Raw genomic sequence first — 15,195 nt, 5'->3', positions numbered from 1 at the left:
TCGCGCGGATCGGGGAACCCGGCAATGACGACGGCCCCCGCCCGGGGCCCGGCATCGGGAGGTGGAGGCATGGCGCGGCGGCATCGATTGATCAAGGTCGGGCCTGGGCGGGTCTGGGACGTGCTTGCCGACGGCCGGCGGTACGCGGAGTGGGTGGTGGGCACGGCATCGTCCGAGCCCGTACGCGGCCGGTGGCCGGAGGTCGGGGCGGCGATCGGCTACGAGGTGCGCCTCGGCCCGCTGCGGTTCGCCAACGAGACCGTCGTCCGCCGCTGCGTGGAGGGCTCCGTGCTGGAGCTGGAGGCCCACGCCGGCGGGCTGGGCACGGCCCGGATCGCGCTGGAGGTGCACCCGTGGGGTGAGAACACGCTGGTGACAGTGGACGAGCACCCGCTGCGCGGCGCGGCCGGTGCGCTGCACAATGCGGGTGCCGAAGCGGTGATCCAGCTACGCCACCGTACGATGCTCGCGCGCCTGGCCCGCCTCTGCGAGGCGGAGGCCGAGCCTCGCACCCCGGCGGAGGCGGGCTCCGGTCCCGCGCGGTCGAGCGGTGGGACGCAGACCCGTGTCTGACGCGGTGGTGGTCGGAGCCGGCCCGAACGGGCTGGTGGCGGCCAACGTGCTGGCGGACGCCGGCTGGGGCGTGACGGTGCTGGAGGAGCAGCCCGTGCCCGGCGGGGCGGTGCGTCACGACCGGGGCGTGCACCCGGACTACGTCAGCGATGTCTTCAGCTCCTTCTACCCGCTCGCCGCCGCGTCCCCGGTGCTGCGCCGGCTCCGGCTGGAGGAGTACGGCCTGCGCTGGAGCCACGCACCCGCCGTGGTGGCCCACCCCCTCACCGACGGCCGGTGCGCCGTGCTCGACCGGAGGGCCGACGTCACCGCCGACTCGCTCGAAGCGTTCGGTCCGGGCGACGGCGCAGCGTGGCGACGCCTCTACGAGCTGTGGGAGGACGTCCGGGCGGACGTCCTGGAGGCGCTGTTCACCCCCTTCCCTCCCGTGCGGCCCGCAGTGCGGCTCGGCCGCCGGCTCGGCGCGGCAGGTGCGCTGCGCCTGGCGCGCTCGCTGACGCTCCCCGTGCGGCGGCTCGGTGAGGAGGAGTTCGCCGGTGAGGGCGGGCGGATCCTCCTGGCGGGCAACGCGCTGCACGCCGATCTGCCGCCCGAGGCGGCGGGCAGCGGCGGGTTCGGCTGGCTGATGACGATGCTCGGGCAGTCGTACGGCTTCCCCGTCCCGGTCGGCGGCTCGGGCGAACTCGCCCGCGCGCTGGTCGCGCGGCTTGAGGTGCACGGCGGTACGGTGCTGTGCGGCCGGCGCGTGACGGAGGTCGTCGTCCGCGGCGGGCGGGCCGTCGGGGTGCGTACCGCGGACGGCGAATCCGTGGCCGCTTCCCGCGCCGTGCTCGCCGACGTGTCGGTGCCCGTGCTGTACGGCGAGTTGGTCGCCGCAGAGCACGTGCCCCGGCAGGTTCTGGCGGACGTACGCCGATTCCAGTGGGACTTCGGCACGTTCAAGGTGGACTGGACGCTCGACGAGCCGGCGCCCTGGCAGTGTGCCGGAGCGGCGGGCGCGGGCACCGTCCACCTGGCCGACGGCGTGGACGAACTGACCCGGTTCGCCGCCCAGCTCGCCATGGACCGGGTCCCCGACCGGCCCTTCCTGCTCTTCGGCCAGATGACGACCGCGGATGCCACCCGCTCCCCCATCGGCACCGAGTCCGCCTGGGCGTATACCCATCTGCCGCAACGCATCCGGGCCGACGCGGGCGAGGAGGGCATCCGCGGCACGTGGAGCCGGCACGAACAGGAGGTCATGGCCGACCGGGTCGAGCGGCAGGTCGAGCGCTTCGCGCCGGGCTTCCGTTCCCTCGTACGCGCCCGTCGCGTCCTGGCGCCGCCGACCCTTCAGTCACTCGACCGCAACCTGCACGGCGGTGCGATCAACGGCGGCACCGCGGCCATGCACCAGCAGCTCTTCTTCAGGCCGGGCCCGGGCACAGGCCGCCCCGAGACCGCGGTGCCCGGGCTGTTCCTCGCCTCCGCCGGCGCCCACCCCGGCGGCGGCGTCCACGGCGCCCCCGGCGCCAACGCCGCGTGTGCCGCGCTGCGGTGCCGGACGCCGGCCGCGCTGACGGCGGTGCAGCGCCGCCTCGCGGGCCGCGACGGTACGAGGGGCAAGAGGCGGGGCGGACGGGGGGCACCGTAGCGATGAGGAGGTACCGATGAGGCCGACCGCCGCAGGCAGGCCGCTGGGGCCGCGGGGGCGGAGTCCGCTGGCGGGCCGTACCGCCGTGATCACCGGGGCGGCCCGGGGCGTGGGCGCGGCTCTCGCCAGGGAACTGGCCGGCCGCGGCGCCCGCATCGCCCTGCTGGGCCACGAGGGCGCGGCTCTGGACGCCGTGGCGAGCACCCTGCCGACGCCGTCGCTCACCCTCGACGTGGACGTCACGGACGCGGACGCGCTACGTAACGCGGCACGGGCGGTACGGGACCGGCTGGGCAGGCCGTCGGTCGTCGTCGCCAACGCAGGCATCGCGCAGGCCGGTCCGTTCGAGACGGCGGACCTCCGGTCGTGGCGCCGGGTGATCGACGTGAACCTCACCGGCAGCGCGTACACAGCGGCCGCGTTCCAGCCCGATCTGCTGCTCACCCGCGGTTACTACCTCCAGATCGCGTCCACCGCCGCACTCACGGGCATGCCCCTGATGAGCGCCTACTGTGCCGCCAAGGCGGGAGCCGAGACGTTCGCGCACGCGCTGCGCGCCGAGACGGCCCACCGCGGGATGGCGGTGGGTATCGCCTATCTCCACTGGATCGGCACCGACATGATCGATGAACCTGACCGGGTCCCCGCCCTGCGCGAAGTGCGCACACTCCTCCCGCCCCCGGCCCGCCACGTCTCCTCTGCCTCTTCCGCCGCGGCCCGTCTTGCGCAGGCCGTCGAGGACCGACGCACGGCCCTCTACGTCCCCTCCTGGACACGTGTCGTCCAGATCGGGCGGATCGCGTGGCCGGACATGGTCGCGCTCCGGGCACGGCTCCGTTTCAGCGGCCCGGGAGACCGGCCCATCGAGCAGACCGGCCCGCTGGGTCACGGCGGCGCCGCCGACCTGGCCGCCGGCCGGTGACCGGCACCGCTCCCGTGCGTGCCAGGAGGAAGAATCCGCACCTCAGACCTCGCCTCCGACGCCCACTCCAGCTACACCGTCGGCGAGGTCATCGCCGTCACCGGAGGCATCGTCGACACCCGCTGACCGCAGTCCACCACCGGGCGGGTGCCCATGAGCAAGACGGAAGCGAGAAAGGAGCACCCGATGGCCGACGCGCACCAGGATCTCCCGATCGAGGACTACGACAACCTGCAACCCGGCGACTTGCAAGGGCGCATCCGGTCGCTGAACAGCCAGGACCTGGAGCTTCTGCTGGCCTACGAGCGCGAACACGCCGACCGCCGCCAGGTGATCGAACTGCTCCTTGCCCGGCTGCGTCAGGTCGAGGCCGGGTCGAGGCCCTCCTCCGGCGGACTCGGCGGCGCCTCGGTGGCCCCGCCCCCGCAGGGCACCTCGCCCGTCTCCCCGGACACCGCCGCCCCACCGATCCACCCCCCGCGCCACGGCACCCCGCAGCAACCCGGGCGCCCGCAAGGCGACCGCCCCTGAGCGCGGCGCGGTGGCGGAGCGCGTATGCCCGGCGCAGCCGGCACCCGGGTAAAGAAGCGACGCAATGGCCGCGCCTGCGGCCATGAACGCGCCGGGCCGGGGAAGGGGAGCACTATGCCACCTCCCCGCTCTCCCCGTGGGCGCCCCGACGGGCCGCCCACCCACCGCCTCGCCGTGGAGATGGAGAACGCCGTCGATGAGGACGAGATCTCTTCCGATCTGCTTGTCCACGTAGCGCGCCGGCTGATCGACCTGAGCGAGGAAAACGCGCAGCTCAAAGAGGCCATCGAGAACCGGCCCGTGATCGACCAGGCACGCGGCATGCTGATCGCCGTGCTCGGGGCGCACGAAGACGAAGCGTGGCACGTACTGCTGGAGACCTCCCAGCACGCCAACGTCCCGCTACGGCACGTGGCAGAAGCCCTCATCGCCTCCGCGGCCGGTCAGCCGATCCCCGAAGACATCAGATTTCCCCTGCGCAACACCATGAACAAAGTCCGTCGGCACGGGCAAGCCGGCAACACAGACGAGCGCGGCAGGTGAGCCCTCCGCCCACCACGGGGGTGGGGCACCGTCCAAGCCGGACAGACCGTGGAAGTCGGCGTCGAAGGCATCGGTTGCCCGCGGTCCGAGCGGCGTCGCCCCTGCGGCCGGGGGCGCCGGACGTCAAGGATGCGGGAGCCGGAGGAGGTTGAGGTGGTACTCCTCCACCTGGGTCAGGTGGTGCTCGGCAAGCGTGGCGAGCATCTCCCGGTACGCCGCGGGTAGCGCCCGGTGCATGTGCTGCGGCAGGCTGGTGAGCGTATGCGAGGCCAGCAGCCGCGCGCCGGGGCACCGGTCGGCCACCTCCGCCGGGTCCGCGCAGGCCCACCGCATCCGGGCCTCGACCTTGCTCAGTGCGTCGTGCGATTCCTGCGCCCCGACGATCCCCGGGCCCGCGGTGTCCAGTGCCAGCAGGGAACCGGGGAAGCGCGCGGCGATCAGGTCCACCACGCCGTGCGCCTCCGTTTCCGTGAGGAAAGGCAGCACCGCCTCCGCGGCGAGGAAGTACGGGCCCTCGCCGCCGAGCGCGACCGCCTCGTCCGCCCACGATGCGCCGGTCACCGAGGCCGCCGCCGTTCTGCGGCGGCCGGTGTCGGCGAAGAGCTTCCGGCGCAGGGCGATCACGTCGGGCAGGTCGAACTCCAGCCAGCGCGCGGTGCCGTTGTCGACGCGCTCGAAGCGCGTGTTGAGACCGGCGCCGATCTCGACCACCGTGCCGTCCGGGTGGGCGGTGAGGAAGTCCCGTACCCACGCGTCGAACAGGGCGGTGCGCAGCACCGTGCCGGCCAGGCTGGGCAGGCCGTCGAAGCGGGCGAAGTCGTAGTCGAGCGAGGCGACGATCTCCTCGGCCCGCGGGTCCCGCAGGGCGGGTTCGGTCTTGCGGCTTTCCACGGCGCGTCCGTACAGCGGGATCAGCAGCGTCTCCTGGACCGGGCCCAGGTCTGCCTCGTATCGGGTCATGGTGTCTCCTGCGTGCGTGTAGGCGGCCTGACGGATCGCGGTCATCGAAGTGACAAAGGCCGCGTTCAAAGGCGCGTACCAGGTGCCGCGGTACGCGATGGGTGGCGCCGTGCGTCCGGCTCAGCTCTCCAACTCGCGCAGGTAACGTGCGAACTTCTCCAGCCCGTCGATGTTGCGCGGGCCACTGATGCCTTCGTTGTAGTCGAGGACGAAGAAGTTGCCCTTCCGGACGGCCGGCAGATGCCTGGTGTGAGGGGAGGACTTCAGGAAGTCGATCTTCTTCTCGGCGGGCAGGTCTCCGTAGTCGAGGATGATGACGACCTCGGGCTCGGCTGCGGTGACGGCCTCCCAGCCGACCTGGGTCCAGCGCTCGTCCAGGTCGGCGAAGATGTTGCGGCCGCCGGCGGTGGCGATGATGTCGGTGGGCGGAACTTGGTTGCCGGCGGTGAAGGGCTGGTCGGTGCCGGAGTCGTAGAGGAAGACGGGCACCGGGTCGCCCTCCGGTGCCCGGGCGGCGACCGCCTGTGTCCGCTTCTTCAGGCCGGCCACGACCTTGTCCGCCCTGTCCTCGACGCCGAATATCCGGCCCAGCCGTTCGAGGTCGGTGTAGAGGGCCTCGAACGGGGCGGCGCGCTCGGGGTGTCCGGGGTAGTTGTAGCAGCTCTCGGTGTGCATGAAGCTCTGGATGCCGAGCTTGTCGAGGATCTCCGGGGTGATGCCGCGCTCGTCGCTGAAGCCGGAGTTCCAGCCGGCGACGACGAAGTCGGATCTGGCCTGGACGACCAGTTCCTTGTTGAGCAGGTCGTCGCTGAGCATCTTCACCTTTGCGTACTCCGACGCCCACGGTGACTCGGTCACGGGCGGGTTCGCCGGGGGCATCACGTAGCCGTGGACGTGCTCGGTGAGGCCGAGACTGAAGAGTTTGTCCGCGCTGCCGCCCTCGTAGGCGACCGCACGCTGCGGACGGGTGTACTCGACCGGCTCGCCGCAACGGTTGACGGTGGCCGTACGCGCGCTCTCGGTACCGGTGTCGACCTCGGCGCCGCACCCGCCGAGCAGCAGAGTCCCGGCGAGGGCGGGGCCGAGCAGGGCGCGACGCCGGAGGGGCAGGGTTACGGGCATGACGGTACGCCGCCTTTCGGAACAGGTCGATCGAGTGAGTAGAGGAGTTGCGGGGCACCGGTGAACGGGTGCGGGACGATGTCGGCGGTGACGCCGAAGACGGCCGAGACCTGCCCCGCGGTGAGCACCTCCGCGGGCGGCCCGGCGGCCACCAGCCGCCCCTGGGAGAGCATGGCGATCCGGTCGCAGGCCAGGGCGGCGAGGTTGAGGTCGTGCAGCACGACGAGCACGGTGAGGCCGGAACCCTTCAGGTACGACAGCAGGTCGACCTGGTGGCGGACGTCCAGGTGGTTGGTCGGCTCGTCCAGCACCAGGATCTTCGGCTCCTGCACCAGCGCGCGGGCGAGCAGGACGCGTTGCCGCTCGCCGCCGGAGAGGGTCAGTACGCTGCGCCCGGCGAGGTGGCGGATGCCGAGCTGTGTCATCGCCCGTTCGCACAGCTCGCGCTCGCGGGGGCCGAGCGGACGGTTGCCGCGCAGATGCGGGGCCCGGCCCAGAGCGACGACCTCGGCGACGGTGAAGTCCAGCTCGACGGTGCCGTCCTGGGTGGTGGCGGCGACCGTTTGGGCACTGCGGCGCATCGTCAGTTCCGTGAGATCGTCCCCACCCACCCACAGGGCGCCGGAGGTAGGGCGAAGTGCGCGGTAGACGCACTTCAGCGCGGTGGACTTGCCGCTGCCGTTGGGGCCGACCAGGCCCACGACCTCGCCGTCGGGGACGGTCAGGGACAGCTCGCGCACCAGGTTCTTGCCGTCGGTGACCACCGAGAGCCCGTCCAGCCTCAGTTCCATGTCAACTGCCTCCGAACACATAGCTCTTGCGGCGCATCAGAGTGAGGAACACCGGTACGCCGACAAGCGCGGTGATCACGCCCAGCGGCAGCTCACGGGGCGCCACCAGGGTCCGGGCGACCAGGTCCGCCCAGACCATGAACACCGCCCCGGCCAGGGGCGCGACGGCCAGCACGCGGGAATGAGAGGCGCCGACCACCATGCGCACCACGTGCGGCATGACCAGACCGACGAAGGCGATCGCGCCGCTCACCGCCACCATCACCCCGGTCACCAGCGCGACCAGCACCAGCAGCGCCCTGCGGTGCCGGTCGGGGCTGACGCCCAGGCTCGCCGCGCTCTCGTCGCCCAGCGCCAGCACATCCAGCGCCCGGCCGCTGCGGTGCAGCACCAGCACGCCGAGCAGCACGGCGGCGGCCACCACCGGCAACGCCCCCCAGGTGGCGGCGCCGAAGCTGCCCATGGTCCAGTACAGGACGGTAGCGGTGGCCTCGCTGTCCGGGGCGAAGTAGACGATCACACTCATCACGGCCTGGAAGCCGAGCGCCATCGCCACGCCGGTCAGCACCAGGCGCAGCGGGGCCAGCGCGCCGCCGCGGCCGACCGCGGCGGCGTACACCAGCACGGAGGCGGCCAGGGCACCGAGGAAGGCGCCGGCGGACACGGCGTAGATGCCCAGTGCGGCAAGACCGCCGGTGACCGAGACGGCCACCGCACCGACCGACGCCCCCGACGAGACCCCCAGAATGAACGGGTCGGCCAGCGGGTTGCGCACCAGCGCCTGGACGGCGACGCCCATGGTGGCGAGGCCCGCGCCCACCAGCGCCGCCAGCAGCACCCGGGGCGTACGGATCTGCCAGACGATCTGATACACCGTCACCTCGTCGGCCTCGACCCGCCCGCCCGTGAGCGCCGCCCACAGGTAGCGGGCGGTCTCGCCGGGGGCGATCGTCGCGGGCCCGAGACCGATGGCCGCCACCACCGACACGAGCAGTACGACGAGCAGCACGGCACACGCGACCACCGGGCCGGTGCGGGACGCCGGCAGGCCCCTGCCCCGTACGGGCTCTTCGGGCTCCTGCCCCGCGGCCACCGCGTCCGTCGTCGAGGTGCGTATCACGCCGCCACCTGCCACCCTTCGGTGTTGTTGGAAATGATTACCATTTTTATAGCATGCCGTTCTCCCCTTGCCCGCCCCCGGACTCGGGGCTTCGGCACCGCGTGTACTCGACGTGCCGGGCGACGCGCGGGACGGCGGGCAGGCTCGTGGTTCCTTGCTCATGCGGGCGCCCGGCGGCGGGAGAAGTCACGGGCGGACGGAGTCAGGGCCGCGGCGGCGGGGGCGAGGAAGCAGACCAGTGCGCAGACGGCGAGCACCGGCCGGAGGCCGAAGGCGTCGATGGCCGGCGCGATGAGCGCCAGACCGGCGGGGGCCAGCCCGTAGGAGACGAGGAAGTCCAGCGAGGAGACGCGGGCCAGCCTCTCCGGGGCGACCTCGCGCTGGATGGCGGTGAACCAGGGGACGTTGAACAGCTCGATACCCAGCCCGGCGGCAAGGTAGGCGGCGACCACCACGGCGGGGTGGACGGGGAACACGAGACTCAGAGGCGCCACACCGTACGCGGCGAGGGCGGCGAGCGCCGCCCAGCCTTGCGCGCGGGGCCGCCAGTGGACGATGACCAGGGCGCCGGCGAGTGCCCCGGCGGTGTAGGCGGTCAGTGCGGCGGCGAGGACCGCCCCGGTGCCGTAGCGGTCCCGGCTGACCAGCAAGGCGACGCCGGTCGCGGAGTAGCCGGTGAAGATGACGGCGGCCAGTGCGCCGAGACCGGCAACGAACCAGGGGTGACGGCGGGCTTCGCGTATCCCGTCCGTGAACTCGCCGACGAAGGAGTCCCGTCGGTCCGCGGCCGGCCCTCCGGCCCCGGTGCCTCGCCCCGGCACCAGCGCGGCGACCAGCCAGAGCAGCCCGATGCCCAGCAGCAGTCCGCGGATGTGCAGGACCGGGGCCAGCAGCGCCGCCAGCCCCGGGCCGATCAGCGTGCTGACGCGGACCGCCAGCGTCATCGCCGCGTTGGCCTGCTGCCTGCGGCCCTCCTCGACGACCTCTGCCGTCAGCGCCTGGAACGCCGGCCGGCAAGCACCCTGCCCGGCGCCCGCCACCGCGGCCGCCGCGGCCGTCAGCGCCACCGACCGGCCCAGCCCCGCGGCGAGCAGCGGCGCGGAACCGGCGGCGGCCAGCCCGGACCACAGCACGACACCGCGGCGCGAATGCCGGTCGGCGAGCACCCCGCCGACCGGCACCGCCGCAAGGAAGCCCACCGTACGAGCCGCCAGCAGCAGCCCCAGCTCCGCGGCCGTCAACTCCCGCTCCAGCACCGCCAGACCGAGCACGAACGGCAGCGCCCACGTCGCCAGCCCGGACGCCGTGGCGCCGCACCACCGCCGCGTCGCACAAGACGAGCGGCCTGTTTCCCTCGCGCACGCCTGTCCGGCACGGCCAACGGTCGGCGACGGAGCGCACCTCAGCGGCCTACCGTGTCGGCCTCGGCGCCGTCTTCGGTGCCGGTCAGGGCGAGATGACCGCCCTCGTCGAGCGGAGTCGGCGTGCGGATGGTGTGGCGCAGCACGCCGGTGGAGGCGTCGACGATGTGGATCTCGCCGTGCCCGCCGCGGGTGACGGCGACGAGGTCGCCGCCGGGCGAGGCGGCGACGGCGCGTCGTTGGACTCCGTCCCAGGGCGTGCCACCGCGGCGGGGCGCTCCGTTCATCGGCGGCAGCGCGAGGCGGGCCGCCACCGAGGGCCCGTCGGCCGCGGCGGTACGGGGGGACGCGGACGGCACCGGTCCGGTGCCGGTGTTCAGGAGGATCAGTTCGTCGCCGTCCGGGTGGATGCGGGTGAAGGCCGCCCGGCCGGCGGCGAGGGCGAGCCGGAAGACGAGGCCGGGGCCGAGTTCCACCCGCCCCGTACGGCCGCTGTCGAGGTGGTGCCACCAGGCGTCGTTGGGCCACTCCGGCCAGCGCTCGGGGCCGGTGGTGTCCACCCGGACGGTGCTCCACAGCACGCGCCCGCGCGGGTCCAGGCGCAGGTAGTAGCCACGTCCTCCCCCGCGTCCTGCGGTGTCCCAGGACAGCGGGGACTCGGCCGTCAGGGTGCGGCCGTCGCGCCGGGCGCGGTGCACTCCTGCGCCCGTGGCGGTGAACAGCCGCTCCGCGGTGGGGTCGACCGCGTCACCGTGGCCGTCGCCGGGGAACAGAAGGCGCTCGTACGGCTCGGCTCGCGGGCAGCCTGGTCCCGCGTCGAGCAGGTCGTGCAGTCGGTGCGCGGCCAGCGCACCCGGCATCCGGTGGCGGAGGACGACGAGCGGATCGTCCGTGCCGAGAAGGACGACGCCGGGCTCGTCGACACGCGTGCGCACACGCACCGCACGGGGCCGGTGACCGCCGGACTCGCGTGGAGCGTACGGCCGTTCGGGAGCGAGGTCGACGACGGTCGTCAGATCGCTCCACGGTTCCCAGGACCTGCCGCAGCCGGTGGTGACGGCGAGGTGGCGGCCCGTGGGGTCGGCGGCGATGTGCTCCGCGGGCACCGCGACCGGGGCGGTGGCCGCCACCAGCGGCCGGCCCTCGCCGGGCGCGACGGGGTCGAGAACCACCACCTCGCCGGCCAGGTCGTCGACGAAGGCCACGCGCCCGCCGGACAGGCGCAGGAAGCCGGCGTGCTCGGCGAGGTGGCGGCCGTCCAGCCGTGCCAGCAGCCGCCCGGCGTACGGGTCGTACACGTACAGGCGGCCGGCGACGTGGTCGGCGACGACAAGTTGCAGGGCGGTCACGAGGCTTCCCCGGGGTCGGCGGTAGGCGAACGTAATGAAAATGATTATCATGCTTAACGCTGTGGTGGGGACCCGCTCCGCCACCGCAGTCCAGCGAGCCCGCCGACAAGAGAGCCATCGCCATGCATCGCCTGCGCCTGTCCGTCCTGTCCCGTGCCGCCGCCCTGACGGTCGCCGGTGCCCTGCTGGCCGCCGGCTGCGGCGAGTCCTCGTCGTCCGACGAGGACTCCGGGCGGGGAGCCGGCAGCCCGGCCGCCGAACTGCCGCCCGTGAAGCCCGTCGCCCAGGCGGACCGGGTCACGGACGTACGCGGCGTGGAGGTGGCGCCCGAGCGGGTCCCGAAGCGGATCGTGTGCCTGGTCGCGCTCTGCGACGACATGCTGACCGAGCTGGGCATGGTGCCCGCGGCGACCAACTCGGAGATCCTGGCCCACCAGGATTTCCTCGGCGGGGAGAAGGCGGCGGAAGTCCCGGTGATACCCGGGGGCTTCCTCGCCCCCGAGGTCGAGGCGATCCTGTCCCACGAGCCCGATCTGGTGATCGGGCTGGAGGACACCCACGGCAAACTCGCCCCCGCGCTGAAGGGAGCGACGACGTTCTGGCCGGTGCAACCGCAGGACTGGCAGGACAGCGTGTCCTACCTGCGGGACCTCGCGGCGCTCACCGGCCGCGGCGAGCGGGCCGTGGCGGCGGAGAAGCGCTTCCGGGGCAAGCTGGAGCGCGCGCAGGAGAGCCGGAGCGAGAAGACCGCGCTGGTCATCTTCGGCAGCGACGCGAACTTCGGCGTGGCGGCGCCCGGTCGCGACATCGCCGCGGGGCTCTTCCCGCAGATCGCCGAGTACCCCTGGCGGGACCGGGGTGTGGAGGGCACGTACAGCCTGGAGGAGATCCTCGCCAGGGAGGTGGACGTGCTCTTCGTCGAGACCATCGCCTTCGGCGGCGCGGAGGTGAAGCTCTCCGAGAAGATGGCCGAGAACCCGCTGTGGGCGCAGATCCCGGCCGTGCGCAACGACAAGGTGATCGAGGTCGACCCGGAGGTGTGGGCGAAGGGCCGCGGCACCCGGTCCCTCGGCATCGTGCTGGACGAGGCCACGGCCGCCCTGCGATGAGTCCGGCCGTACGGGGGCCGCGCGGCCTGGTGCCCGCCGCCGTGGTCCTGCTGGCCCTCGCCGCACTGTGCGCGCTGAGCCTGGGCACACCGACCGTGCCGCCGGCCCGGCTGCCGGGCGCGCTCCTCGGCGAGGGAGCCCGCGGGGGTGAGGCCGGCTTCGAAGCGCTCGTCGTTCGGCAGATCCGGGTGCCGCGCCTGTTGCTGGCGCTGACCGCCGGAGCCTGTCTGGGCGCGGCGGGTCTGGTCCTGCAGGAGGCCCTGCGCAACCCGCTTGCCGTGCCGGAGATGCTGGGGGTCTCCTCCGGGGCCGCCATCGGCGTCGCCGCGCCACTCGTCCTGGCCCTGTCCCTGCCGGGCTGGCTCCATCCGATGCTGGCCGTTTCCGGCGCGGCCGCCGGCGGGGTCCTGACGCTGATCGCCGCCGGATTCGGCCGCAGTCCCGCCGCGGTGCTGCTCACCGGCGCCGCCGTCAACGCCGCGCTGCAGGGCGGGCTGCTGGTGCTGATGGTCATGGCCGACCAGCTCGACCTCCAGCTCATCTACCGCTACATGCTGGGCAGTTTCTCCGGCCTGACGTGGCAGTCGTGGACGGGGGTGTGGCCCTGGCCGGCCGCGTCGGTGCCGCTGCTGGTGCTGTGCGCTCCGGTGCTCGCGGTGCTGCGGCTGGGCGACGAGGACGCCGGCGCTCTCGGTGTACGGGTGCGGCGGGCCCGGATGGCCGCGCTGGCCGTGGCCGTGCTGCTGATCGCCCCGGTGGTCGCGGTGTGCGGTCCGGTGGCGTGGGTGGGCTTCCTCGCTCCGCACCTGGCGCGGCGGCTGCGGCCGCGGGCGGGCGTCGTGCGCGTGCTGCCGTGGACCGTGGTCTGGGGCGCCGTGATCACCGTATGGGCCGACCAGGCCGCGCGGTTGGCCCTGATGCCGGTCGAGACTCCCGTCGGGGCATGGACCGCGCTGATCGGCGTACCGGCCGGCATCGCGCTGCTGCGCACCGGGCGCCGCGGTGACCGGCGGGACGGGCCGCGGCGGTTGCGGTACGGCTCGGAGCGAGCGGGTCGCGGGGCGGCCGCTTCCGAAGCCTCCCCGGCGTCGGGTACGGACGCGGCGGCGACCGGCGCCGCGGGCGCACGCGTGCGGGCGCCCGTACGGTCCCTGCCCGCCGGCAGCGGCACCGCCGCTGACGCGGGCGATCGTGGCCCGGCCGACGGGGGTGCGGGATGAAGGCCCGTACGGCGTACGGTCCCCGGCTGGTCCTGGGCGGCCTCACGGCCGCCGTCCTGGTCGCCGCCGTGGCCGGCCTCCTCGCCGGGGGCGCCGTCGCACCGGGCGAGGTGTGGCCCGCGCTCACCGGCGGCGACGTGGACCCGACGACGCGCCACGTCGTGTGGCGACTGCGGGTGCCGCGCGTCCTGGTCGCCCTGGTCGCGGGCGCCTGCCTGGGACTCGCGGGGCTGGTGCTCCAGGCCGCGCTGCGCAACCCGCTGGCCGGCCCCGAGGTCACCGGCGTCACCCCGGGCGCCGTGCTCGGCGCCGTCGCGGCGTCCGGGGCGGGTCTTGCCGGGTGGGACTCGCCCACCGCCGTCGTGGTCGCGGCCGTCGCCGGCGGCTGCGCCGGGGCGGGTCTGCTGTGGCTGCTGGCCGGCCGGGACCGCGCCGACCCGGCGGCCGTGGCGGTGCACGGTGTGCTGGTCTCCGCCGTGCTCGGCGGCCTGACCGCGATGGTGCTGCTCGTCGCGCCGGGTGAACTGGGCAGCGTCGTGCAGTGGCTGGTCGGCACCACGGAGGCCCGTACGTGGGAGCACTGGGCGCTGCTGTGGCCGTGGGCGCTCGCGTGGGGCGCGGCGGCCTGGCTGACGGCGGGGCCGCTGATGCTGCTGCGCTGCGGCGAGGACGTGGCGCGGGCCGCGGGACTCGCCTCGTCCCGGGCCCGGGTGCTCGCCCTGGTCTGCGCGGTGGGGCTGACCGCGGGTGCCGTCGCGGCCGTCGGCGCACTCGGGTTCGTGGGGCTGCTGGTGCCGCACGTGGCGCTCGCGCTGCTCGGCGCGGATCTGCGCCTCGCCCTGCCCGGGGCCGCGCTGGCCGGGGCGGTCGCCGTGTGCGGCGCGGACGCCGCCGCCCAACTCGCCTCCCGTGCCGCGGTGTCGTGGGGCGCCGAGCGTCTGAGCATTCCCGTGGGCGCGGTGACGACGGCGGTCGGCGCGGCCGTCCTGCTGGTCGTCGCGCGCCGCCACACGACCGAACTATGACCCCGTACGGGCGGGGGCCCGCGCCGTCGCGAGAGCCCGCCCGCGTATCCGTGAGGAGCACGACGTGACCGAGCCCGCGACCGCCGCATCCGCACCACCGGCTCCGGGTCCCGGCGAGGGCGACCCGCCGGCCCTGGAGGCGGACCGGCTCGGCTTCGGCTACCCGGGGCGGCGGGTACTCGACGGGGTGAGCCTCACCGTGCGCCCCGGCGAACTCGTCGCGCTCGTCGGCCTCAACGGCTGCGGCAAGAGCACGCTGCTGCGCCTCGCCGCGGGCATGCTGCGGCCCGATGCCGGGCGGATCCGGGTGGCGGGCGCGGACGTCTCCCGGCTGCCACGCCGGGCGGCGGCGCGGCGGGTCGCGCTGCTGCACCAGTCGGCGCCCGCCGTACCGGGGATGACGGTGCGTCAGCTCGTACGGCAGGGCCGGTACGCGGCCCGGGGCCCCCTCGGGATGCTGCGGGACGGCGACGACGCGGTGAGCCTGCGCGCGATGGCGGACGTCGGCGTCGACGGCTGGGCCGACCGGCCGGTCGACGCGCTCTCCGGCGGCGAGCGTCAGCGCGTACGGCTAGCGCTCGCGCTGGCGCAGGACGCCCCGCTGCTGCTCCTGGACGAGCCGACGACGTACCTGGACCTGCGGCACCAACTGGAGGTGCTGCAGTCGGTGACGCGGCTGCGCTCGGAGCGCCGGATGACGGTGCTCATGGTCCTGCACGACCTCGGTCTCGCGGCCCGGTTCAGCGAGCGGCTGGTGGCGCTGCGGGACGGGCGCGTGGCCGCGGACGGCCGGCCGCAGGACGTGGTCACGCCGGAGCTGCTGCGGGAGGTCTTCGGCGTCGAGGGCCGCGTGGGGCGGGACCCGGTGCACGGATGGCCGGTGTGCTATCCCGACACACCCACCCCTCTTGCGTATGAAAATCATATTCATTAACG

At 74.2% G+C, this 15,195-nt stretch carries 15 protein-coding genes; 9 read left to right on the top strand and 6 right to left on the bottom strand.

What is annotated here, in order from left to right; all coding sequences use genetic code 11:
• Positions 1 to 69 precede the first annotated feature (69 nt).
• From DMB38_RS31105 to DMB38_RS31080, 5 genes are all read left to right on the top strand, one after another.
• Positions 70 to 573, top strand: coding sequence for an SRPBCC family protein (locus tag DMB38_RS31105; protein WP_125937933.1), 504 nt, complete (start codon positions 70 to 72; stop codon positions 571 to 573).
• Complete coding sequence (locus tag DMB38_RS31100; protein WP_125937932.1) at positions 566 to 2,206, top strand: NAD(P)/FAD-dependent oxidoreductase; 1,641 nt, start codon at positions 566 to 568, stop codon at positions 2,204 to 2,206. Before DMB38_RS31105 ends, DMB38_RS31100 begins: the two co-directional genes overlap by 8 nt.
• Before the next feature lie 16 nt (positions 2,207 to 2,222).
• A complete protein-coding gene (locus DMB38_RS31095; protein WP_125937931.1) occupies positions 2,223 to 3,128 on the top strand; it encodes a short-chain dehydrogenase/reductase in 906 nt (301 codons plus the stop codon).
• 153 nt (positions 3,129 to 3,281) lie between these two features.
• On the top strand, positions 3,282 to 3,659 hold the full coding sequence (locus DMB38_RS31085) for a hypothetical protein (RefSeq protein WP_240662559.1): 378 nt from the start codon (positions 3,282 to 3,284) through the stop codon (positions 3,657 to 3,659).
• 180 nt (positions 3,660 to 3,839) lie between these two features.
• Complete coding sequence (locus DMB38_RS31080) at positions 3,840 to 4,202, top strand: ANTAR domain-containing protein (protein WP_125939397.1); 363 nt, start codon at positions 3,840 to 3,842, stop codon at positions 4,200 to 4,202.
• A gap of 123 nt (positions 4,203 to 4,325) precedes the next feature.
• On the opposite strand, the gene DMB38_RS31075 is transcribed toward DMB38_RS31080, so the two are convergent.
• From DMB38_RS31075 to DMB38_RS31050, 6 genes are all read right to left on the bottom strand, one after another.
• The gene (locus DMB38_RS31075) at positions 4,326 to 5,162 is read right to left on the bottom strand and encodes a class I SAM-dependent methyltransferase (protein WP_125937930.1); all 837 of its coding nucleotides are present in this window, start codon (positions 5,160 to 5,162) and stop codon (positions 4,326 to 4,328) included.
• A gap of 120 nt (positions 5,163 to 5,282) precedes the next feature.
• Positions 5,283 to 6,284 (bottom strand): ABC transporter substrate-binding protein, encoded by a 1,002-nt coding sequence (locus DMB38_RS31070; RefSeq protein WP_125937929.1) that lies wholly within the window; start codon positions 6,282 to 6,284, stop codon positions 5,283 to 5,285.
• Positions 6,275 to 7,075 (bottom strand): ABC transporter ATP-binding protein, encoded by an 801-nt coding sequence (locus DMB38_RS31065; protein ID WP_125937928.1) that lies wholly within the window; start codon positions 7,073 to 7,075, stop codon positions 6,275 to 6,277. Before DMB38_RS31065 ends, DMB38_RS31070 begins: the two co-directional genes overlap by 10 nt.
• Before the next feature lies 1 nt (position 7,076).
• On the bottom strand, positions 7,077 to 8,099 hold the full coding sequence (locus DMB38_RS31060) for an iron ABC transporter permease (protein WP_125939396.1): 1,023 nt from the start codon (positions 8,097 to 8,099) through the stop codon (positions 7,077 to 7,079).
• A 254-nt stretch (positions 8,100 to 8,353) separates the two neighbouring features.
• Complete coding sequence (locus DMB38_RS31055; protein WP_240662786.1) at positions 8,354 to 9,490, bottom strand: MFS transporter; 1,137 nt, start codon at positions 9,488 to 9,490, stop codon at positions 8,354 to 8,356.
• A gap of 107 nt (positions 9,491 to 9,597) precedes the next feature.
• Positions 9,598 to 10,905, bottom strand: coding sequence for a hypothetical protein (locus DMB38_RS31050; RefSeq protein WP_206337773.1), 1,308 nt, complete (start codon positions 10,903 to 10,905; stop codon positions 9,598 to 9,600).
• Positions 10,906 to 11,027: 122 nt separating this feature from the next.
• Here DMB38_RS31050 and DMB38_RS31045 point away from each other — a divergent pair, with 122 nt between their 5' ends.
• The 4 genes from DMB38_RS31045 to DMB38_RS31030 all read left to right on the top strand — a co-directional run bounded on the left by DMB38_RS31045 (position 11,028) and on the right by DMB38_RS31030 (position 15,193).
• Positions 11,028 to 12,014 (top strand): ABC transporter substrate-binding protein, encoded by a 987-nt coding sequence (locus DMB38_RS31045; RefSeq protein ID WP_125937926.1) that lies wholly within the window; start codon positions 11,028 to 11,030, stop codon positions 12,012 to 12,014.
• On the top strand, positions 12,011 to 13,234 hold the full coding sequence (locus DMB38_RS31040) for an iron ABC transporter permease (protein WP_125937925.1): 1,224 nt from the start codon (positions 12,011 to 12,013) through the stop codon (positions 13,232 to 13,234). The genes DMB38_RS31045 and DMB38_RS31040 overlap by 4 nt, the downstream gene beginning before the upstream one ends.
• Positions 13,231 to 14,259 carry an iron ABC transporter permease gene (locus tag DMB38_RS31035; protein ID WP_125937924.1) on the top strand — a complete coding sequence of 343 codons (1,029 nt, stop codon included), beginning with the start codon at positions 13,231 to 13,233 and terminating at the stop codon, positions 14,257 to 14,259. The genes DMB38_RS31040 and DMB38_RS31035 overlap by 4 nt, the downstream gene beginning before the upstream one ends.
• Before the next feature lie 133 nt (positions 14,260 to 14,392).
• Entirely contained in the window at positions 14,393 to 15,193 is an 801-nt protein-coding gene (locus tag DMB38_RS31030) for an ABC transporter ATP-binding protein (protein WP_240662785.1), read from the top strand.
• Positions 15,194 to 15,195 lie beyond the last annotated feature (2 nt).

It is taken from the genome of Streptomyces sp. WAC 06738 (assembly GCF_003945505.1).
GTDB lineage: Bacteria > Actinomycetota > Actinomycetes > Streptomycetales > Streptomycetaceae > Streptomyces.
The sequence above is the reverse complement of the archived record's forward strand: the minus strand, read 5'-3'. Positions and strand labels throughout refer to the sequence as shown.

What these genes read in the sequence shown, in the direction of transcription:
- DMB38_RS31085 (WP_240662559.1), top strand. Translation starts at nt 3,282, where the DNA reads ATGAGCAAGACGGAAGCGAGAAAGGAGCACCCGATGGCCGACGCGCAC.
- DMB38_RS31075 (WP_125937930.1), bottom strand. Translation starts at nt 5,162, where the DNA reads ATGACCCGATACGAGGCAGACCTGGGCCCGGTCCAGGAGACGCTGCTG.
- DMB38_RS31035 (WP_125937924.1), top strand. Translation starts at nt 13,231, where the DNA reads ATGAAGGCCCGTACGGCGTACGGTCCCCGGCTGGTCCTGGGCGGCCTC.
- DMB38_RS31070 (WP_125937929.1), bottom strand. Translation starts at nt 6,284, where the DNA reads ATGCCCGTAACCCTGCCCCTCCGGCGTCGCGCCCTGCTCGGCCCCGCC.
- DMB38_RS31095 (WP_125937931.1), top strand. Translation starts at nt 2,223, where the DNA reads ATGAGGCCGACCGCCGCAGGCAGGCCGCTGGGGCCGCGGGGGCGGAGT.
- DMB38_RS31080 (WP_125939397.1), top strand. Translation starts at nt 3,840, where the DNA reads ATGGAGAACGCCGTCGATGAGGACGAGATCTCTTCCGATCTGCTTGTC.
- DMB38_RS31040 (WP_125937925.1), top strand. Translation starts at nt 12,011, where the DNA reads ATGAGTCCGGCCGTACGGGGGCCGCGCGGCCTGGTGCCCGCCGCCGTG.
- DMB38_RS31045 (WP_125937926.1), top strand. Translation starts at nt 11,028, where the DNA reads ATGCATCGCCTGCGCCTGTCCGTCCTGTCCCGTGCCGCCGCCCTGACG.
- DMB38_RS31065 (WP_125937928.1), bottom strand. Translation starts at nt 7,075, where the DNA reads ATGGAACTGAGGCTGGACGGGCTCTCGGTGGTCACCGACGGCAAGAAC.
- DMB38_RS31105 (WP_125937933.1), top strand. Translation starts at nt 70, where the DNA reads ATGGCGCGGCGGCATCGATTGATCAAGGTCGGGCCTGGGCGGGTCTGG.